At 66.4% G+C, this 20,714-nt stretch carries 15 protein-coding genes; 8 read left to right on the top strand and 7 right to left on the bottom strand.

Features of this window, described 5'->3' with window-relative positions; all coding sequences use genetic code 11:
• Positions 1-4: 4 nt before the first annotated feature.
• The 3 genes from KTJ87_RS00980 to arsJ are packed head-to-tail and all read left to right on the top strand — an operon-like array spanning position 5 to position 3,299.
• Positions 5-1,018: an ArsJ-associated glyceraldehyde-3-phosphate dehydrogenase gene (locus KTJ87_RS00980; RefSeq protein ID WP_267137194.1), complete on the top strand. Its 1,014-nt coding sequence runs from the start codon at positions 5-7 to the stop codon at positions 1,016-1,018.
• Between the two features lie 18 nt (positions 1,019-1,036).
• Positions 1,037-2,026: a DUF1036 domain-containing protein gene (locus KTJ87_RS00975; RefSeq protein ID WP_267137193.1), complete on the top strand. Its 990-nt coding sequence runs from the start codon at positions 1,037-1,039 to the stop codon at positions 2,024-2,026.
• Between the two features lies 1 nt (position 2,027).
• Complete coding sequence (gene arsJ / locus KTJ87_RS00970; RefSeq protein WP_267137192.1) at positions 2,028-3,299, top strand: organoarsenical effux MFS transporter ArsJ; 1,272 nt, start codon at positions 2,028-2,030, stop codon at positions 3,297-3,299.
• Positions 3,300-3,408: 109 nt separating this feature from the next.
• Here the strand turns inward: arsJ and KTJ87_RS00965 are convergent, their stop codons facing one another.
• Both KTJ87_RS00965 and KTJ87_RS00960 read right to left on the bottom strand, forming a co-directional pair.
• Complete coding sequence (locus KTJ87_RS00965) at positions 3,409-5,190, bottom strand: IlvD/Edd family dehydratase (RefSeq protein ID WP_267137191.1); 1,782 nt, start codon at positions 5,188-5,190, stop codon at positions 3,409-3,411.
• A 63-nt stretch (positions 5,191-5,253) separates the two neighbouring features.
• Positions 5,254-5,901: a YjbF family lipoprotein gene (locus KTJ87_RS00960; RefSeq protein WP_267137190.1), complete on the bottom strand. Its 648-nt coding sequence runs from the start codon at positions 5,899-5,901 to the stop codon at positions 5,254-5,256.
• Between the two features lie 266 nt (positions 5,902-6,167).
• On the opposite strand from KTJ87_RS00960, the gene KTJ87_RS00955 reads away from it, so the two are divergent.
• The 3 genes from KTJ87_RS00955 to KTJ87_RS00945 are packed head-to-tail and all read left to right on the top strand — an operon-like array spanning position 6,168 to position 10,606.
• Positions 6,168-8,975, top strand: coding sequence for a molybdopterin oxidoreductase family protein (locus KTJ87_RS00955; RefSeq protein WP_267137189.1), 2,808 nt, complete (start codon positions 6,168-6,170; stop codon positions 8,973-8,975).
• Positions 8,976-8,999: 24 nt separating this feature from the next.
• Positions 9,000-9,740, top strand: coding sequence for a 4Fe-4S dicluster domain-containing protein (locus KTJ87_RS00950; protein ID WP_267137188.1), 741 nt, complete (start codon positions 9,000-9,002; stop codon positions 9,738-9,740).
• Positions 9,740-10,606, top strand: coding sequence for a dimethyl sulfoxide reductase anchor subunit family protein (locus tag KTJ87_RS00945; RefSeq protein WP_267137187.1), 867 nt, complete (start codon positions 9,740-9,742; stop codon positions 10,604-10,606). The genes KTJ87_RS00950 and KTJ87_RS00945 overlap by 1 nt, the downstream gene beginning before the upstream one ends.
• Before the next feature lie 141 nt (positions 10,607-10,747).
• Here KTJ87_RS00945 and dtd read toward each other — a convergent pair whose 3' ends face one another.
• Together dtd and KTJ87_RS00935 are read right to left on the bottom strand one after the other, a co-directional pair.
• The gene (dtd, locus tag KTJ87_RS00940) at positions 10,748-11,185 is read right to left on the bottom strand and encodes a D-aminoacyl-tRNA deacylase (RefSeq protein WP_267137186.1); all 438 of its coding nucleotides are present in this window, start codon (positions 11,183-11,185) and stop codon (positions 10,748-10,750) included.
• Positions 11,185-12,918, bottom strand: a complete 1,734-nt coding sequence (locus KTJ87_RS00935; protein WP_267137185.1) for an ABC transporter ATP-binding protein — start codon at positions 12,916-12,918, stop codon at positions 11,185-11,187. Before KTJ87_RS00935 ends, dtd begins: the two co-directional genes overlap by 1 nt.
• A gap of 138 nt (positions 12,919-13,056) precedes the next feature.
• Here KTJ87_RS00935 and KTJ87_RS00930 point away from each other — a divergent pair, with 138 nt between their 5' ends.
• A complete protein-coding gene (locus KTJ87_RS00930) occupies positions 13,057-14,271 on the top strand; it encodes an MFS transporter (RefSeq protein WP_267137184.1) in 1,215 nt (404 codons plus the stop codon).
• A 26-nt stretch (positions 14,272-14,297) separates the two neighbouring features.
• On the opposite strand, the gene KTJ87_RS00925 is transcribed toward KTJ87_RS00930, so the two are convergent.
• Together KTJ87_RS00925 and mtnA are read right to left on the bottom strand one after the other, a co-directional pair.
• The gene (locus KTJ87_RS00925) at positions 14,298-16,646 is read right to left on the bottom strand and encodes a mechanosensitive ion channel domain-containing protein (RefSeq protein ID WP_267137183.1); all 2,349 of its coding nucleotides are present in this window, start codon (positions 16,644-16,646) and stop codon (positions 14,298-14,300) included.
• Positions 16,647-16,753: 107 nt separating this feature from the next.
• Entirely contained in the window at positions 16,754-17,854 is a 1,101-nt protein-coding gene (mtnA, locus tag KTJ87_RS00920) for an S-methyl-5-thioribose-1-phosphate isomerase (RefSeq protein ID WP_267137182.1), read from the bottom strand.
• A gap of 149 nt (positions 17,855-18,003) precedes the next feature.
• Between mtnA and KTJ87_RS00915 the strand changes: the two genes are divergently transcribed.
• Entirely contained in the window at positions 18,004-20,016 is a 2,013-nt protein-coding gene (locus KTJ87_RS00915) for a vWA domain-containing protein (RefSeq protein ID WP_267137181.1), read from the top strand.
• 52 nt (positions 20,017-20,068) lie between these two features.
• Here the strand turns inward: KTJ87_RS00915 and KTJ87_RS00910 are convergent, their stop codons facing one another.
• Positions 20,069-20,680, bottom strand: a complete 612-nt coding sequence (locus tag KTJ87_RS00910; RefSeq protein WP_267137180.1) for a hypothetical protein — start codon at positions 20,678-20,680, stop codon at positions 20,069-20,071.
• Between the last annotated feature and the right edge of the window lie 34 nt (positions 20,681-20,714).

Here is a 20,714-nt window from a genome sequence, read left to right as displayed (position 1 = left end):
ACCCTTGACGAAAATTGCCCTGAACGGCCTCGGCCGGATCGGAAAGCTGGTCGTGCGCGCCCTCATCGACGAGGGTGCAGGCGACGCAGAGCTTGTCCTGCTGAACGATCCAGTCGGCACGCCGGAACAGCATGCCATGCTTCTGGAATTCGATACCGTGCACGGCCGCTGGCTTGCCGATATCGCGTCCGGCGACGGAACGCTTACGGTGGATGGGCAGAACATGCGCCTGACCCACGAGACCGAGATCAAGGCCCTGCCGCTGGCTGAAATGGGCATCGATGTCGTGATCGACTGCACCGGCGTCTTCAAGACCGAGGCCAGGATCGCCCCCTACTTCGAGGCTGGGGTGAAAAAAGTCGTCGTCTCGGCGCCCGTCAAGGATGGCGGCGCGCTGAATGTAGTTTACGGCGTAAACCATGACCTCTACGACCCCGAAATCCACCGCATCGTCACCGCCGCCTCCTGCACCACCAACTGCCTTGCCCCGGTGGTCAAGGTCATCCACGAAGAGATCGGCATCCGCCACGGCTCGATCACGACGCTTCATGACGTGACGAACACCCAGACGATCGTGGACCGCCCCGCCAAGGACCTGCGCCGCGCGCGCTCGGCACTCAATTCGCTGATCCCGACGACCACCGGATCGGCGACCGCGATCACGCTGATCTACCCCGAACTCAAGGGGCGGCTGAACGGCCACGCGGTGCGGGTGCCGGTGCTGAACGCCTCTCTCACCGACTGCGTGTTCGAGGTGGAACGCGAGACAACGGCGGAAGAGGTCAACGCGCTGTTCGAGAAATGGGCGAACGGCCCGCTCGACGGTATTCTCGGCTACGAGACCCGGCCCCTGGTGTCCGCCGACTACGTCAACGACACGCGATCGTCGATCATCGACGCACAAAGCACCATGGTAACCAACGGAACACAGGTGAAGATCTACGCATGGTATGACAACGAGTACGGTTATGCTTGGCGAATGGCGGACATCGCGCGCATGATCGCGGCATCCCTCTAGGCATTTTGGAGACGTGCCATGCGCTGCCTTGCCCTTCTTCCGCTGCTGTTCGCCGCACCTGCCCATGCGGCCCTCACCGTCTGCAACCAGACGGACGCCACGGCGTCCGTCGCCATCGGCTATTCCGAACAGGACACCTGGGTGTCCGAAGGCTGGTGGGTGATGGCAGCGGGCGACTGCAAGATCGTCGTGGGGGGCGATCTGCCCAAACGCTACTACTACTGGCGCGCCACGTCCGACCGCTACGACTGGGAGGACGAGGACTACTACTTCTGCACCACGCCGACCGAGTTCACCATCGAAGGCGACACCGACTGCGAGGCCCGCGGCCATGAGCGCCACAAGTTCAACGAGATCGACCTTGGCGATCTGACCGACTTCACGCTGAACCTCACGGCGGCGCCATCCCGGCAGGCGATACCCCGCGTCTCGGGCCCCGCTCCCGGGACCTTTGGCGAACCTTACAGCGTCAGCGGCCTGCTGAGCCACTGCCAGGTGAACGACGCCTCGATGGAATGCGAGATCCACGCGGACGGGTTCCGCTATCTCGCCTCTTCCGCCGGTCAGACCCCGCTGCCGCTGCTGGAAGACATGGACAGCCTCGGCGTGAATGCTCCCGTCACCATCGAGGGCGACCTGATCGGATATGACGACATCACCGCCATCGTGACCATCCGCGACTGGTCGCGCCGCCCCGCCGATCCCTACGCCCGCCTCCGCGCCGGTCTTCAGGGGCAATGGCAAAGTATCGATGACGATGCATTCTCGACCCTGATCCACGGCGCGACACTCGAGGACCGCTATGCAGGCGTTCCGGGTGCCACCGCGATCTTCGATGTCGGCGACACCTGCGAGGACGCGCTTGGCGCGGGGCCGGTGCTGCGCGTCACCTATCTCGACATGACCGATCAGGAACCCCTGTGCTGGGTCGTGATCGAGGTCACCCAGGATTACATGGAAATGCATGCCGTCGGCGCGATGGAGCCTTTCCGCATGCTCAGGAAATGACATGACCGACACCGCAGACCACCGCCCCCGTGGCCTTGCCGCCTATGCCGCCGTCACTGCCGCCTACTGGGCTTTCATGCTCACGGACGGCGCACTGCGGATGCTGGTCCTGCTGCACTTCCACACCCTCGGATTCACCCCGATCCAGCTCGCCTACCTGTTCCTGCTCTACGAGTTCATGGGCATGGTGACGAACCTGTCCGCAGGGTGGATCGCCGCGCGGTTCGGCCTCACGTCTACGCTGTACGCCGGGCTTGGCCTGCAGATCGCCGCGCTCCTTGCCCTCGCCGCGCTCGATCCGGGCTGGACCATAGCGGTCTCGGTCGTTTTCGTGATGCTGGTGCAGGGCGCGTCGGGCGTGGCCAAGGACCTTGCCAAGATGTCGTCCAAGAGCGCGGTAAAGATCCTCGCCCCCGAACAGGATGGCGGGCTGTTCCGCTGGGTCGCCGCCTTGACCGGATCGAAGAACGCGGTAAAGGGGCTGGGCTTCCTGCTGGGCGCGGCGCTTCTCGGCGCGGTCGGTTTCGCATCTGCGGTGCTGGCGATGGCGGCGGTGCTGGCGGTGATCCTGATCGCCATCGCGATCTTCATGCCCTCCGGCCTGCCGCGCGGCAAGAAGGGCGCGAAGTTCTCCGACGTCTTCTCCAAGGATCGCAACGTGAACGGCCTGTCGGCGGCACGGCTGTTCCTGTTCGGCGCGCGCGACGTGTGGTTCGTGGTCGGCATCCCGATCTATTTCTACAGCGTCCTGTCGGACGGGACAGAGGCGGGCAACCGCGCCGCCTTCTTCCAGATCGGCACCTTCATGGCGCTGTGGATCATCGGATACGGCGCGGTGCAGGGCTTTGCGCCGAACCTGTTGCGCGCCCGCGACAAGAGCGTCGCGCAGATCACCCGCATGGGCATCCTCTGGGCCGGGCTTCTGTCGCTGATCCCCCTCGCGCTGGCCGGGGCGGCGCTCGCATCAACCGGCCCGGCGCCGTGGCTCACGGCAACGCTGATCGGCGGCCTCCTGCTGTTCGGCGCGGTCTTCGCGCTCAATTCCTCGATCCACTCCTACCTGATCCTCGCCTTCACCAGGGCAGAGCGGGTCACGATGGACGTCGGCTTTTACTACATGTCCAACGCGGCGGGGCGCCTTGTCGGCACGCTCCTGTCGGGCGTCAGCTACCAGGTCGGCGGCCTGCCGCTGTGCCTCGGCACCGCGGGCGCGATGGCGCTGGCAAGCTGGCTCCTGATCGCCCGCCTCGGCAGGCACAGCACTCCGGCATAGTCCCTGCCGCTTCATCTTTGGTCCACAAATACCTCCGGGGGGTCTGGGGGGCAGAGCCCCCCAGCCGGTCGCCCCAGCGCAGCCGGGGCGAAACCGGATCAGTGCCCGGTCAGTGACTATCGCGCGGCAGTTTGTCGATCCGGCCGATGTCGCGGTATTTCACCGCCGGTTCCAGCACCATGCCGCGGTCAAGCTGCCCGACCATGCCGCGCTGGATCTCCTGCCACGGCGTCTGGTGCGCGGGATAGGCATAGCCGCCCGCCGCCTCCAGGACGCGGCGCCGCTCGGCCAGGACATCCTCCGGCACCATCAGCGTCGCCTCGCCCTTGCGCAGGTCGATGCGGATGCGGTCACCGTCCTCCACGATCGCCAGCATCCCCATCACCGCCGCCTCGGGCGACGCGTTCAGGATCGAGGGCGAGCCCGACGTTCCCGACTGTCGCCCGTCGCCAAGACAGGGCAGCGCGGTGATCCCGCGCCGGATCAGTTCGGCGGGCGGCTGCATGTTCACCACCTCCGCGCCGCCCGGATAGCCCACCGGCCCCGCGCCGCGCATGATCAGGATCGAATCCTCGGCGATGCCAAGAGCGGGGTCCTCGATGCGGCGGTGGTAGTCCTCGGGCCCGTCGAACACCGCCGCGCGCCCCTCGAACGCCTCTGGATCATCCGGGTTCGCCAGATAGCGGTCGCGGAACTCGGGCGAGATCACGCTCGTCTTCATGATCGCGCTGTCGAACAGGTTGCCCTTGAGGTTAAGGAACCCCGCGTTCTCGCGCAGCGGCGCGGCAAAGGGGCGGATCACGTCGGCATTGCTCACGGCGGCCCCGGCATAGGCCTCCGCGATGCTGCGGCCCGTCACCGTCACCGCGCCCGGATGCGGCAGCGCGCCAGCGCCCAGAAGCTCGGCCATGATCCCCGGCACGCCGCCCGCACGGTGGTAATCTTCGGCCAGGAACCGCCCGGCGGGCTGGATATCGGCCAGAAGCGGAATGTGATGCCCCAGCGCCTGCCAGTCATCGTTGGTCAACTCGATGCCCAGATGCCGCGCCAGCCCGTTGAGGTGAATGGGCGCGTTGGTCGACCCGCCGATGGCCGAGTTGACCACGATGGCATTCTCGAACGCCGCGCGGGTCATCACGTCGGCAGGGCGCAGGTCTTCGTGCACCATCTCGACGATGCGGCGGCCGGTGGCATAGGCCATCTGTCCGCGCTCTCGGTAGGGCGCCGGGATCGAGGCCGATCCGGGCAGCTGCATGCCCAGCGCCTCGGCCAGCGAGTTCATCGTGCTCGCCGTGCCCATGGTGTTGCAATAGCCCACCGACGGCGCCGAGGCGGCGGCGATCTCCATGAACTCGTCATAGTCGATCCGGCCTGCGGCAAGGTCCTGCCGCGCGGCCCAGATCGCGGTGCCCGACCCGGCCAGCTTGCCCTTCCACCAGCCGTTCAGCATCGGCCCCACCGACAGCGCGATGGCAGGCAGGTTCACCGTCGCCGCCGCCATCAGCAGCGCGGGCGTGGTCTTGTCGCAGCCGATCATCAGGACGGCGGCATCCAGCGGATAGCCGTGCAGCGTCTCGACGACACCGAGATAGGCAAGGTTGCGGTCCAGCGCGGGTGTCGGCCGCTTGCCGGTTTCCTGGATCGGATGCACCGGGAATTCGAACGCGATGCCACCCGCCGCCGTGATCCCGTCGCGCACCCGCTTGGCCAGTTCGATATGGTGGCGGTTGCAGGGCGACAGGTCGCTGCCGGTCTGGGCGATGCCGATGATCGGCTTGCCCGCCTGCAACTCCTCGCGCGTCAATCCATAATTGAAATACCGCTCGACATAGAGAGCGGACATCTCGGGATTGTCCGGGTTGTCGAACCAGGCTTGGGAACGCAGCTTCATGTCGGACCTCGCGGGGGACGGTTGCCCGCGAAACCTGCCGTCATAAGTGTTGCGCCGCAACCCTCACTGGATCAGGCGCAGCATCTCGACGGTGCCCATCTCGCGGCTGACCCACTGGCGCGACTGGCGCAGCGAACCTGCCTGATCGACCCAATAGGCATTCTGGAACGTCGCGCCTTCGGGGCCTTCACAGGACTCAACCAGCCGGGTCGTCGCGTAACTGACATCGAGGATCGTCAGATCCTCGTCGCCGCCCCGCTGCATCGCGCAGTCATAGCTGGTCACGATGATCTGCGACGGCGTGTTGTGCTCGTAAGAGCGCACGTAGCTTTGCCCGACGCGGTCCTGTGGCGGGGTGGTCGGCGCGCGGGTGCCGACAAGATCAGTGCCCAGCGCGGCAGTCGCCACGATCATGCCGTTCTCGGTGTAGAACCGCTTGCCATCCGGCGCGCTCCAGACGGTGGAGGCGGCGCGCGACCGCGCGGTGAGCGGCACGATGTCGGTTCCGCCGATACGCGCCAGCATCAGGGGCTGGCCATCGCCGCTGGCGGCCATCCGGCGAAGCTGATCGGGCGACAGCGCGATGGACGAGGCGGGCGTCAGCACGCCCGACGTCTCGGGTCCGAAATACTTGGCGCGGTTCACCTCTGCGCCGGCGCATGCGGCCACGAAGGCCAGCGCGGCAAGTCCGAAGGTCCAGGTCGGGGTCATCACCATTCTCCCATGCACGCCGGGCGCAGCCCGCGCGCGGCTTGAAACATATCTGCCCGACCACCCTTGCGGCGGGTCAGGCCGCCTGCCCGTGCGCAATACTACCTCGAAACGTGCATTTCTGTCGCCCCTGCTTGCCCCTGGAGCGAGAAACAGTGTGCGCCGACTGTTTCCAATGCGTCTATCGTCATGCGACATCACGCAAAATCGCTGTCGCATCACACCCGGTTTGCGGTTTAGCTGTGTCAAAACCGCAAGGAGAGGCAATGAGACCCGAGCCTCAGGTCGACACGCAGGTGCGAATCTCTGACGAGGTGCGCAAGACGACCTGCTACATGTGCGCCTGCCGCTGCGGCATCGACGTGCACCTCAAGGACGGCAAGCTTGTCTATATCGAGGGCAACCGAGACCACCCCGTGAACAAGGGTGTTCTGTGCGCCAAGGGCTCGGCGGGGATCATGCAGGTCAATTCACCCGCCCGCCTGCGCGCGCCCTTGCGCCGGGTCGGTCCGCGCGGGTCGGGCGAATTCGAGGAGATCAGCTGGGACGAGGCGCTGGACCTCGCGGTGTCCTGGATGAAGCCATTGCGCGACACCGCGCCCGAGAAGCTGGTGTTCTTCACCGGGCGCGACCAGTCGCAATCCTTCACCGGCTACTGGGCGCAAGCCTTCGGAACCCCGAACTATGCGGCGCACGGCGGCTTCTGCTCGGTCAACATGGCGGCGGCTGGCATCTACACGATGGGCGGCGCGTTCTGGGAATTCGGCGAACCGGACTGGGACCGCACCAAGCTGTTCCTCTTGTTCGGGGTGGCCGAGGATCACGCGTCCAACCCGATGAAGCTGGGCCTGTCCAAGCTGAAGGCGCGAGGCGTCAAGATCATCTCGGTCAACCCGATCCGCACCGGCTACAACGCCATCGCGGATGAATGGGTCGGCATCACGCCCGGCACCGACGGGCTGTTCGTTCTGTCGCTGATCCATGAATTGCTGCGGTCGGGCAAGATCGACCTCGACTACCTGTCGCGCTACACCAACGCGGGCGTCCTGATCGACTGCGATCCGAAGTCTGAGACCGAGGGCCTGTTCCTGCGCGACGACGAGGGCCGCCCGCTTTGCATCGACCGCAAGACCGGCAAGCCTGCCCCGCTGGACGGCAAGGCGGTCCGCCCGGATCTTGCCGGATCGCTGCGCCGCGCCGGGATCACCCACCGCACCGCGTTTCAACTGCTGGCGGAAACCTACCTGTCGGATGACTACGCCCCCGCAAAGGTCGCCAAACGCTGCGGGATCGAGGCGAACCAGATCCGCCGCATCGCCGCCGATCTGGCGCGCACCGCCTTTGAAGAAGCGATCACGCTGGATCGCCCCTGGACCGATTTCCGGGGCGAGCGGCACAAGACGATGACGGGCCGCCCGGTGTCGATGCACGCCATGCGCGGCGTCTCGGCCCATTCCAACGGCTTCCAGACCGCCCGTGCGATCCACGTCCTTCAGATCCTTCTGGGCAGCGTCGAGGTGCCCGGCGGGTTCCGGTTCAAGCCACCCTACCCCAAGCCTGCCCACGCTCACCCCGTGCCGCACCACAAGGCAACGCCGGGCGCGCCGCTGGGCGGCCCGCACCTTGGCTATCCGCAGGGGCCGGAACATCTGGCGCTGAAGGACGACGGCACCCCGTCGCGCATCGACAAGGCGTTCAGTTGGGAAAACCCGCTGTCGGCGCATGGGCTGATGCACATGGTCATCGCCAATGCGGCGGCGGGCGATCCCTATCGCATCGACACGCTGTTTCTCTACATGGCGAACATGGCGTGGAATTCGTCGATGAACACACGCGGCACGATGGAGATGCTGTCCGCCACCGACGATAGCGGAGACTACACCATCCCGCACATCATCGTCTCGGATGCCTATTCGTCGGAAATGGTCGCCTACGCCGACCTTGTCCTGCCCGACACGACCTATCTGGAACGGCATGACTGCATCTCGCTTCTGGACCGCCCGATTTCCGACCCCGACGCGGCGGCGGATGCGATCCGCTGGCCGGTGCTCACCCCCGACCGCGACGTGCGCAGCTTTCAGTCCGCTCTGTGCGATCTTGGCCACCGCCTGAGCCTGCCGGGTTTCGTGGACGAGGACGGCGCGCCGCGCTTTGCCGACTATGCCGACTATATCCAGACCCATGAACGCCGTGCGGGTGTCGGGCCGCTGGCCGGCTGGCGTATCGGCGCGAAAGGCTATGCCCATGGGCGGGGCGAGCCGAACGGAGCGCAGATCGACAGCTACATCGCCAACGGCGGCTTCTTCACCGCGCATGTCCCGGACGAGGCCGCCTTTTTCAAACCGTGGAACGCGGCCTATCAGGACTGGGCCGTCGAGATGGGGTTCTACGACCGTCCCGAGCCCTACCTGTTCCAGCTGTACGTCGAGCCGCTGGCCAAGTTCCGCCTCGCCGCCAGCGGACGCGGCACCCGCCAGCCGCCAGACCACCTGCGCGCGCCGATCCTCGCCACATTCCATCCCCTGCCCGTGTGGTATCCGCCGCTGTCCGAGGGGTTCTCGGACCCGGTGGAATACCCGCTCCACGCCCTGACACAGCGGCCGATGGCGATGTACCATTCCTGGGGCTCGCAGAACGCCTGGCTGCGTCAAATCCACGGCGTGAACCCGCTGTTCGTGCCCACCGCCGTGTGGCAGGCGCACGGCTTCAAGGACGGAGATTGGGCGCGCGTCACCTCGACCCACGGCGAGATCGTCGTTCACGTCGCGCACATGGCCGCGCTGAACCCGCACACCGTCTGGACATGGAACGCCATCGGCAAGCGCAAGGGCGCATGGGCGCTGTCGCCCGGCGCGCCCGAGGCCACCAAGGGGTTCCTGCTCAATCACCTGATCCCCGAACTTCTGCCCGAACGCGGCGACGGGATGCGTTGGTCGAATTCGGACCCCGTGACAGGTCAGGCCGCGTGGTTCGACCTCAAGGTCAAGATCGAGAAGGTGGACCCGCAGGACGAGGCGTTTCCGGTGATCGCGGCGCAGACCTCGCCGGTGCCGCCGGGAGGACAAGACAGATGAGTATTTGGACCAGGAAGACGCTGCATGACCGCTCTGCCTGACAAGACCGACCGCACGCTGGGGCTGGTGATCGACCTCGACATCTGTGTCGGCTGCCATGCCTGCGTGGTCGCCTGCAAGGGCTGGAACGACACCAGCCAGACCTCGGGCCTGTCCGACAGCGATCCTTACGGCGAGGCGCCAGAGGGCGCGTTTCTCAATCGTATCCACTCCTACGAGATCACCCGCGAGGATGCGCCCGCGACGGTCGTGCATTTCCCGAAAAGCTGCCTGCATTGCGAAGATGCGCCCTGCGTGACGGTCTGCCCCACCGGCGCCAGCTTCAAGCGGCGCGAGGACGGGATCGTGCTGGTGAACGAGGACGACTGCATCGGCTGCGGCTTATGTGCCTGGGCCTGCCCCTACGGCGCGCGCGAGATGGACCCGACGACGCAGGTGATGAAGAAATGCACCCTTTGCGTCGACCGCATCTACAACGAGGAACTGCCCGAGATCGACCGCGAACCCGCCTGCGTGCGCACCTGCCCCGCCAACGCGCGGCATTTCGGCGACCTGTCGGACCCCGGCAGCGCGGTCAGCAAGCTGGTCGCGGCGCGCGAGGGGATGGACCTGATGCCCGAGATGGACACCCGGCCCGTCAACAAGTACCTGCCGCCCCGCCCGCGCGATGCCGAGATAGACGTGCTCGCCCCGCTGCTGGAACCAGTGGCAGAGGAGCCGCGCGGCTTCCTCAAATGGCTCGACGCGGCGCTGGACCGGATCTGATGCATCCCGCCCGCTCGCTCATCCTGTTCACCGTGCTGTCGGGCCAAGGCTTCGGGCTGCTGGTGTTCCTTGGGCTCGGCACGCCAGAGGTCGAGGGGTGGCGGGCGTTTGCCGCCTATGCGCTGGCCTTCGCGCTGGCGGGCGGGGGGCTGATGTCGTCCGCCTTTCACCTTGGCCACCCCGAACGCGCGCTGAAGGCGTTCCGCGAATGGCGCACAAGCTGGTTGTCGCGCGAGGCGTGGCTGTCGGTGGCAGCGCTGTCGGTGAACGGCCTCTATGGTCTGTGCCTGATGCTGGGGCTGCGCATTGCGCCGCTGGGTTGGCTAGGCGCGCTGCTGGCGATTGCCACGGTCGTGGCCACGTCGATGATCTATGCCTCGCTGCGCACCGTGCCGCGCTGGCACCGCCCCGAGGTGCCGGTGCTGTTCGTGGCGCTGGCCCTGTCGGGCGGTGCGCTGATCGCAGGGCAGCGATGGCTGGGGCTGTCGCTTCTGCTGATCGGCGCGGGATTGCAGCTCTTCGCCTGGATGCGCGGCGACCGGGCGCTGGCGGAAAGCGGCACCTCGATCCACAGCGCGACGGGGCTGGGCATGATGGGCACGGTGCGGTCACTGGAAGCGCCGCACACCGGCGAGAACTACCTGACCCGCGAGATGGTTCATGTGGTGGGGCGCAAGCATGCCGCCAAGCTGCGCGCGATCGGCGCGGCGCTGGCCTTTGCGGGACCGGCGTTCTTCCTGCTCTGGCCGGGCGGGGCGACGGTGTTCCTCGCCGCGCCGTTTCACCTTTTGGGGACCTGCGTGCTGCGCTGGCTGTTCTTTGCCCAGGCCGAACATGTCGTGGGGCTGTATTACGGACGGCGGTGAAGCGTTCGGGGGTGGCGGGACAAGTCCCGCCCTACGGAAGGATGGCAACCGGTCGCGCCCCGTGGGGCGGAACCTGTCCCGCCGCACCGCCTGCAAGTCGCGCCCTGTAGGGCGGGACTCGTCCCACCGCACCGGCCAGCCTCAACTCTCAATCCAGATCGTCACTGGCCCGTCGTTGACCAGCGCGACCTGCATGTCGGCGCCAAAGCGCCCGGTCTCGACCGGCACGCCCTCACCTACAAGCGCCTGCGCGAAACGCTCGTAAAGCGCCCTGCCCTCGTCCGGTGTGGCGGCGGCAGAAAACCCGGGACGGTTCCCGCGCGAGGTGTCGGCGGCAAGGGTAAACTGGCTGACCACCAGCGCAGCGCCGCCGATGTCGCGGACGGACCTGTTCATCTTGCCCGCGTCATCGGGAAAGATGCGCAGCTTGGCGATGCGCGCCGCCAGCTTGTCGGCCTCGGCCCCGGTGTCGCCCTGCATGGCGCAAACAAGGATCAGAAGGCCGGAGCCGCAGCGCCCGATCACAACGCCGTCCACCGCGACCTGCGCCTCGGTCACGCGCTGCAACAGCGCCCGCATCAAGCGGTGCCCAGGATCTCGCCGGACCGGGCGAGATCGGCGAACAGACCGCCCTGCGAGACCAGAGCGTCATGGGTACCCATCTCGACGATGCGGCCACGGTCAAGCACCACGATCCTGTCCACGTCGCGCACCGTGGACAACCGGTGCGCCACGATGATCGTCGTCCGCGCGTGGCTGACCTGCTGGATCGCGTCCGTCACCAGCCGCTCGCTTTCGCTGTCGAGCGCGGATGTCGGCTCGTCCAGCAGAAGGATCGGCGGGTCTTTCAACAACACGCGCGCAATGGCGATGCGCTGGCGCTGACCGACCGACAGGTTTGTGCCGCCGGGGTCGATCAGCGTGTCGTAGCCTTGCGGCAATTCCTCGGCGAACTGGTCGACGCGCGCCATCGCCGCGACTTCGCGGATACGCGCGTCGGTCGCGCCTTGCGCACCGACGATCAGGTTGTCGCGCAGCGAGGCGCGAAACAGGAACGGCTGCTGCAGCACCAGCCCGATCTGCCCGCGCAAATCGCGCAGCGGCATGGCGGCGATGTCGTTGCCGTCGATCTCGATCCGCCCGCCGTCTATGTTCAGAAAGCGCGGGATCATTTCCAAGAGCGTGGACTTGCCAGCACCGGACGGGCCGACCACGGCCACCCGTTCGCCGGGCGCGATCTCCAGCGTGAAATCCTCGAAGAACGCGCCCGATCCGTACGCAAAACGCACCTTGTCGAACCGCAGACCGCCCTTGCGCGGGATCGAGGCGGGCGACGGCTCGACATCACGCTCGGGCGGCAGGGTCAGAACGGTCTCGATCCGGTCCATGATCGTCGACAGTTGCACCACCCGGCTGATCGAGTTGGCGAATTCCTGCAACGGCGCATAGGCAAGGCCAAGGCAGACCACGAAGGCGGTGATGGCGCCGACTTCGACGCTGCCGCGCGCCAGAAGCCATGTCGCGGCAAGGATCAGGACCGAGATGCCCAGCGCCACCGTCAGCGACAGCACGAACGGGTGCATCGTGCCGTGGAATTCACGCCGGACATGCGCTTCGAGAGAGGCGGCGTTCAGCTTGTCGAACCGGCTGCGCACACGCGGCTCCATCTCGAACAGCTTGATCTCTTTCGCCCCCGTCAGCACCTCGCCCAACTGGTCGAGAAGGTTCGCCAGACGCGTCTGGCTGTCGGACGACGCCTGATACATCTTCTGCCCGTAGAAGCTGGTGACCAGCACCATCGGCAGCGCGATCAGCACCAGGACCAGCGACAGCTGCCAGCTGTAATAGACCGTCGCGGACAGGTAGATGACCATGAGGATCGCGCTGGGGATCGTCACCGACAGCACCTGCCGGATGGCATCGTTGAACACCTGCAGGTCGTTCGAGAAATTCGACAGGATCTGCCCGCCTTCCGCCTCTTGTAGGCTACGAGGCGATACGGTCAGCACACGCTCGAACAGGCGCGCGCGCATCGCGGTGGCCAGCTTGTGGCTGATCCGGTCCATCAGGAACTTGCGCAGCGCCATGAAGGCGAGTGCGAGGACGGCAATGAACAGGATCAGGCCCAGTTCGCGCGCGACGCGGGACACGTCGCCAGAGGGGAACGCCTCGCCGATCAGCACCTGCGCGCGTTGCGGCAGCAACAGGCCCGCAACCGAGGACAGGAACGTCGCAAGCAGGCCCCAGACGAAATCCGCCTTGCGAGTCCTGAACTCGGACCAGATCAGCGCGAAATGGCGACGCGGGAACATTGGGCGGTTTCGGTCCTTGCGCTGTGCAGTGGTGCGGGCCGTCTGCCGGGATGTAGCGGGGGGGCGGCCCTGCTGCAAGCGCAACGCCCCGTCGTTTGCGCTTGGCAGAGTGGCGCCTCCGCGCCTAACGTCCGCGCCATGAACCGCACCGACATTCACGACAGCGCCTATTCCTGGACCCGCCTTGCAGTCTCGCTTGCCATCGGCATCGTCGGGAACGTGGGCATGTGGTCCTTCATCGTCATCCTGCCTGCCGTGCAGGCGGAATTCGGCGTGGACCGGGGCGCGGCGTCGCTGCCCTATACCACGACGATGATCGGCTTTGCCCTGGGCAATCTGCTTATCGGGCGGGCGGTGGACCGGTTCGGCGTCAGTTGGGCGCTGTCGGGCGCCGCGGTGATGATCGGCGCGGGGTTCGCGCTGGCCAGCATCGCGCCCTCGGTCACGACGCTGGCGGTGCTGCAACTGGTTATCGGCCTCGGCACGGCGGCGTCGTTCGGCCCGCTCATCGCGGACGTGTCGCACTGGTTCCTGAAACGGCGCGGCATCGCTGTCGCCATCGCGGCCAGCGGCAACTACCTGTCCGGCGCGATCTGGCCGGTGGCCCTGGCCGGTGTGATGGCCGAAGGCGGCTGGCGTGCGGTCTACATGACCGTCGCGGTTCTGGTGCCCGCCATCGCGATCCCGCTGTCGCTGTTCCTGCGCCGCCGCCTGCCCGTCGAGGCGACGCAACGCGCCGATGCCGCCGCCGCCCTGCGCGCCAAATCGGTGCCGTTCAGCCCGCGCACGCTGATGCTGATCCTCGGCCTTGCCGGGGTCGCCTGCTGCGTGGCGATGTCGATGCCGCAGGTCCATATCGTCGCCTTCTGCGTCGATCTTGGCTATGGCCCCGCCGTCGGCGCCGAGATGCTGTCGCTGATGCTGATGGGCGGCGTCGTGTCGCGGCTGGCGTCGGGGTTCCTTGCCGACTGGCTCGGCGGCGTGAAGACGCTCCTGATCGGCTCGGCGGGACAGTGCCTTGCGCTGTTCCTCTACCTGCCGACGGACGGGCTGACGTCGCTCTATCTTGTCAGCCTGATCTTCGGGCTGTCACAGGGCGGCATCGTCCCCAGCTATGCCGTCATCGTTCGCGAATACATGCCCAGCCGCGAGGCAGGATCGCGGGTCGGGTTCGTCATCATGGCCACCATCGTCGGAATGGCGCTTGGCGGCTGGATGTCAGGCTGGATCTATGACGTGAGCGGATCCTACCAGTTGGCGTTCCTGAACGGCATCGCGTGGAACTTCGTCAACATCGCGATCATGCTGATGCTTCTGGTCCGCGCCCGGGGACCGCGCGCGCAAGTGGCCTGAGCCACCTCGCGCGCGCCGACGCCCCGTCAGTCTTCCCTGCCCGACCCGCGCGCCTTGAGGTCGTGGTCGGTCTCGCGGTGGTCCGGCTCTGATGCCGTGCCTTCGATCACCTCCTGACCGCCTTGGGTTTCCTTGTCCGAGGCCTTCGCGGACGCGATCTTGATCGCCTGCGTCGCGCCACTCTTGCTCTCGGCAAAGGTGATGGTCTGGTAGGGGAACGGGATCTCGATGCCGCGCTCGTCGAAAATGCGCTTGCAGATCGCATTATAGGCCCGGCCAACGCCCCATTGCGCGCCCGGCTTGGTCTTGATCCGCGACCGCAACACGATGGCGCTGTCGCCAAAACTGTTCAGGCCGAACCATTCCATCTCTGCGATGATGTTCGGGCCCACGGCCTCGTCCCCGCGCAGTTCCTCGAAAGCGTCGAACATCGCCTGTTTCACCTCGCCCACATCCTCGCGGTAGGCGACGCCCATGTCGGCGACGCAGTAGGCGAAATCGCGCATGTAGTTGGTGACCATGTCGACCGACGAGAACGGGATGATGTGATACGACCCTTGCAAATCGCGCAGGCTGACCGACCGGATCGTCAGCTTTTCGACCGTGCCGGTGGTGCCGCCCACGGTCACCACGTCACCCACGTTCATCGCGTTTTCGAACTGGATGAACACGCCGGTGATGATGTCCTGCACCATCTTCTGGGCACCGAAACCGATGGCCAAACCCAGAACACCGGCAGAGGCCAGAAGCGGCCCGATGTTCAGCCCGATCTCGGCCAAGACGAACATCAGCGTCACGATCACCAGCGCGATGGTGGCCGCATTCCGCAGAAGCGTCAGAAGCGTCTTCTCGCGCGACGACGGAGCCGATCCGAAATCGGGGTTGAGGCGATAATCCACCCAACTTGACAGCGCCAACCACACCGCGAAGGCCCCCAGAAGGATCAGCGTGACACTGACCACCATGCCCGAAGCGCGCAGGCCAAGGTCGGTCTCGAACCAACCGCCGACATCAAGAAAGCCCAGCAGATCAGCGGCAATCAGCGCGACGGCGATCACGATCACCACGCGCAGCGCGGTCAGGGCCCGGCGCACGAACTGGTTCAACCGCACCTCAAGCAGCGGCAGCCGCTGGTGAAGGCCGGACGGCAACGAGAAGCCGGACTTGATCGCCTTCGTCATCGCGTTCGACACGATGATACCCAGCACGATGACACCGGCCACCTTGAAGCTGTTGAAGATCGCGGTGAACACCTGCGGGCCGGGCTGGGTCATCACGATGAAGAACATCACCAAGAGGTATGCCAGCGCGAAAAGATGCCAGCTGCGCGCCAGCGTCTTGAGAGAGTTGCGCTTGGGCTTCGCCTCTTCGTCACCAAGCAGCCATTCGGTGACGGCCTGCCGTTTGTGCAGCACCAGCCCCACAAGGTAGATCAGCACCGCCAGCGCAAGGATCGCCGACACGCTGCGCCCCGCCGCGAACGACACGTTCTGGTTCAGGATCGGGATCACCAGAAGCTGCCCGTAGCCCAGCACGCTGAGGATGATGTTGATCCGCCCCGACAGGTATCTCGCCGCGCCGTCCGCCAACGGAAGAATCCGCAGCTTCTCGGTCGCGGGCGAGAACAGCAGCCGCACGCCGACCTTGGCCATCTCGACCAGCAGGAAGGCGTTGAGATACAGCGCCTGACGGATGCCGACCTGTCCGAAGTCGCCCAGCACCAGCGTGGCGATGGCATAGCCCGCAAGCCAGGCGATCACGACGATCAGCACATCCATGACCGCCGATCCGGCATACAGCAGCACGGTGCGCAGCAGCGGCGCCCCGTCCGCCCGCGCGCCCATCCGTCCGTAGATCGGCCGAGCCAGCATCCGCAGGGCGGTGAACACGACGACCGTGGCGACGATGATTGCGGCAAGCTGGGTCAGTGCCTCGAACAAGACGTCAAGCTCGCGGCCGCTGAGCGAGGTAAAGATACTGCCCGACCGCTGGAGCCGCGACCACGATTGCTGAAGCTCGCCCGTCACGGTCGTCGCGATGTCTTGCGTCAGGACTGCAACGCGGCGCCCGAAGGATGCGTTTTCGGTGGTGGTGCCCGGCAGCACTTCGTCGACGGTCTCGGCCGCCGCCTCTCCCGCCGTCTGGGGTGCGGCGACCGCCTCCAGCCGTGCGATCAGGGCATCCCGCGCCTCGGGGTTGCGCAGCACGTCCAGCAGCGCCTGCGCCTCGGGCGGAAGCTGCGCCTCTGCAGCACCGGCGGCGATGTCACCGCTGTCGGCAGCCGGAGTATCTCCGCTTTGTGCCCCTGCCGGACCGATTGACAGAATACTCATGACAAGCAGGGTGAACAGAACGCGCAGACATCTCACTGCCATCGGTAACCTCGTATATTGCTTCTTGGCCGCAGGGGTTCACCTTGCGGCAATCAGGGGCCAACGCGGCCCGGACGGAATAGGTTCAATTGGCCCTGCGGCCGCGCGGGTCAAGCCGCGCCGCGCTCGGGGAACAGGCCCGCAAGACCGGCAGCGGACGCCTCGCATACCCCGCGCTCGGTCACAAGACCGCTGACCAGACGCGCGGGCGTGACATCAAAGGCGGGGTTGCGGGCGCCCGTGGCATCGGGGGAAATCTGCACCTCGCCCGTTGTGCCGTCCGGCAGCTTGCCCTGCACATGCGTCACCTCGCGCCCAGCGCGTTCCTCGATCGGGATCTCGGCCAGCCCGTCCGATACCGTCCAGTCGATCGTGGACGACGGCAGCGCGACGTAGAAGGGCACGCCATTGTCCGCGGCGGCAAGCGCCTTGAGATAGGTGCCGATCTTGTTGCACACGTCGCCCGTCGCGGTCGTCCGGTCGGTTCCGACGATGCACAGGTCCACCTCGCCCCGCTGCATCAGGTGCCCGCCCGCGTTGTCCACGATCAGGTCATGCGGGATGCCGTGCCCCGCCATCTCCCACGCGGTCAGAAGCGCCCCCTGATTACGCGGGCGCGTCTCGTCAACGAAGACATGCACCGGAATGCCCGCCTCGTGCGCGTGATAGATGGGCGACGTGGCGGTGCCCCAATCGACCGTGGCAAGCCAACCGGCGTTGCAATGGGTCAACACGCGCACGGGCTGGCCCACAGGTTTCCGCGCCGCGATGTCCCGGATCAGCGTCAGGCCGTGCACGCCGATCATCCGGTTGGTTTCAACGTCATCGTCGCAGATCTCGGCAGCCTTGCGGAACGCCGCTGCCGCCCGCTCGGCCTCGGGCAACGGCAGCAGCTCGGCGCGCATCCGGTCGAGCGCCCAGCGCAGGTTGATCGCGGTGGGCCGCGTCGCGTGCAGGTCTTCGCGCGCGCTCGACAGGTTGGCATCCGACGGATCACGCTCCATCTCGCGGGCGATGGCATAGGCGGCGGTCGCCCCGATCAGCGGCGCGCCCCGCACCCACATGTCGCGGATCGCGGTCACGAAATCGGCGCGGCTGCGCAAGGACACGACGCGGAACTCGTGCGGCAGCCAGCGCTGGTCGATGATGCGCACCTCGTCCGCGTCCGCGTCATGCCAGATCGACCGATAATGCGTGTTTGCGACCTTCATGTCGGCCTCCTGATCCTGTGCAGGACCAAGGATCGCAGGCCTGCCCGCAATGTCAAACCGCCGAAACGAGGACGTGACCAGCTTCACAGACCCGCCATGATACCGGGGTTACGCTACGTCCATCTGATCTAGAAACGGTGGAGGGTGACATGAACTGGTTTCAACGTGTTTTGACGACAGCGGCGGTCGGCTTTGGCGTGCTTTCGGGCGCGGCGCAGGCTCAGACCAGCCAGAACGTGATTCTGGTGCTCGACGGGTCGGGCAGCATGTGGGGCCAGATCGGCGGCGTGTCGAAGATCGAGATCGCGCGCGACGTGATCGGCGACATGCTGGACGACTGGGACGAGGATATCGCCCTTGGGCTGATGGCCTACGGACACCGCCAGCGCGGCGTCTGCGAGGACATCGAACTTGTCGTGCCGCCGCAGCGCCTCGACAAGGCCGCCTTCGCCGCCGCGGTCAATGGCGTCAGCCCCGTGGGCAAGACGCCGCTGTCCGATGCCGTGCGGCAAGCTGCAGGTGCGCTGCGCTACACCGAGGAAAAGGCCACGGTGATCCTAGTCAGCGACGGGCTTGAGACCTGCAATGCCGATCCGTGCGCGCTGGGGCGCGAGTTGGCTGCAACGGGCATCGATTTCACCACCCATGTGATCGGCTTCGATCTTGGGTCCGAGGACGCGGCGCAGCTGGCCTGCCTTGCCGATGAAACCGGCGGTCTGTTCCTGGCCGCCGCCGACAGTGCGCAACTGACCGAAACGCTGGCCCGGACGGTCGAGGTCATCAAGGCCGAGGCGCCCGAACCGGAACCCATCCCCGAACCCGAGCCGGTCGTCGTCGCCCAGGCCGAACCGGAGCCGGTCGCGTCGGGTCCGCAAGGTCTGCGCGTGCGCGCCAAGCTGTGCGAAGACTGCGAGATCGTCACGGACGAGATGTTCTACTGGATCACCGACGACGAGGCCGACCTGAACGGCGACTTTGCCGAGGTCACGCGCAGCGGGTCCGCCGAGCCGTTGTTCGAGTTGCCCGCCGACACCTACAGGATCGTCGCGCGCTACGGCGTAGCATTCCAGACGGTGACCGCAACGGTCAGCCCGGGAACCCTGACCGAGTTGGTCGTCAACATGAACGCCGGTCACGCCCGGTTCAGCGCCGAGGCGACGGCGGGCGGCACGGCTCTCGATGACGAGATGTTCTACTGGGTCTACGAGAACCGTACCGACCTTGAAGGCAACCGAGAAGAGATCACCCGCTCCGGCAGTGCCGTGCCGCTGTTCCGGCTTCCGGTGGGCGAATACTACGTCGTCGCCCGCCACGGCGTGGCCTTCCAGAATGCGGTGATCGAGGTCGGGGCCGGGTCGCTCACCGAATTCGTCTTCGACATGGACGTCGGCTATGTCCGCGCCTCCGCGATCCCGACGACCGGCGCCGCGCCGCTGGACGACGACATGTTCTACTGGGTCTACGAGGCCCGGAAGGACCTCCAGGGCAACCGAAAGGAAGTCACCCGGTCGGGCAGCGCGGTGTCGCTGTTCCGGCTTCCGGCAGGTGACTATCACATGGTCGCGCGTCACGGCGTTGCCTTTGCCAGCCTCGATTTCAGCATCGACGCCGACAGCCTGCTCGAGCCTGTGCTGGACATGAACGTCGGCTATGTGCGGCTTGCGTCGGTCCTGACCGAAGGCATGGCCCCGTCAGAGGATGGCCCGTTCTGGTGGGTCTACGAAGCACAGACCGACCTGCAGGGCAACCGAAAGGAAGTCACCCGGTCCGGCAGCGCCAAGCCTATCTTCAAGCTGCCCGCCGGAGACTATCACCTCGTCGTCCGCCACGGCGATGCCATCACCTCGCGCGCCTTGTCGGTGGATGCAGGGTCGCTGGCGGACATCGAGGTCGACCAGAACGCGGCGCACCTGAAACTGACCGCGTTGGTGTCCGAGGGCGGCGCACCGCTGGACGGCGACATCTTCTGGTACATCCTGTCGCCCGAGACCGACCTTCAGGGCAACCGAGAGGAAATCACCCGGTCAGGCAACGCGGTGCCCATCTTCACCCTGACGGCGGGCGACTACATCGCGCGCCTTCGGCATGGCGGGGCGACCTATGACTTTCCGATCTCGCTGACGGCGGGCGACACGGCCGACACCAAGGTCGCGATCAACTGAACCGGCACGATCCGGTGCGGCGGCCCGTGCCCCAGTGGCGCGGGCCGCATCCTCACTTCAAGGTGCAGCAGCCCGCATACAGATCGTCCGGCGCCCAGCCGAGGACATAGACGGCATAGGCATGGCTGAAGTCCGACATGCCGTCACTGCACTGGCCGGTATGGGCGACGATGGCTTCGATGATCGGGCTTTCGGCGCCGGGATCGAGTCTGTAGCGCCGCACGTCCCGCCGCCCTGCCGCCGCCCGCCAGTCCGTGACGGTCAGATCGGTGGGCGCCGGACGGTCCATCTGCCGCGCCTCTCCCGTTTCGGCATCGAAGGACAGCGACCAGAACGGCTCGGTCCCGAAGCAGGAAAAGGCCGCCTCATTCGGGAACGGCGCCTCGATCCACAGGAAGGCGTCGTTGACCCAGCCCGTCACTCCGCCCGACCGCACCTCGCGCCAGGTCGAGCCGTTCAGCATCACGCTGCGGCCGGTGCCGCGCACGCCTTGCGCATCAGGCGCTATCACCCCGATCAACGGAGCATCGGCATAACTGTCATGGGCCATGATGTCGGCACGGATGTTCAGCGTGTCGCCCGGCGCAACGCCGGTCACGCTGAACTCCTGCGCAGTGGCGGGGAAGGCCAGACCGGCCAGAAGGGCGGGAACGAGGTGGCGCATGGTGAAGTCTCCTTGCGCGCAGCCTAGCACGGGC

Origin of the sequence: Anianabacter salinae, from assembly GCF_019061145.1 — a bacterium.
Lineage (GTDB): Bacteria > Pseudomonadota > Alphaproteobacteria > Rhodobacterales > Rhodobacteraceae > Anianibacter > Anianibacter salinarum.
Note: the sequence above shows the minus strand (reverse complement) of the source record. Positions and strands in the feature narration are given on the sequence as shown.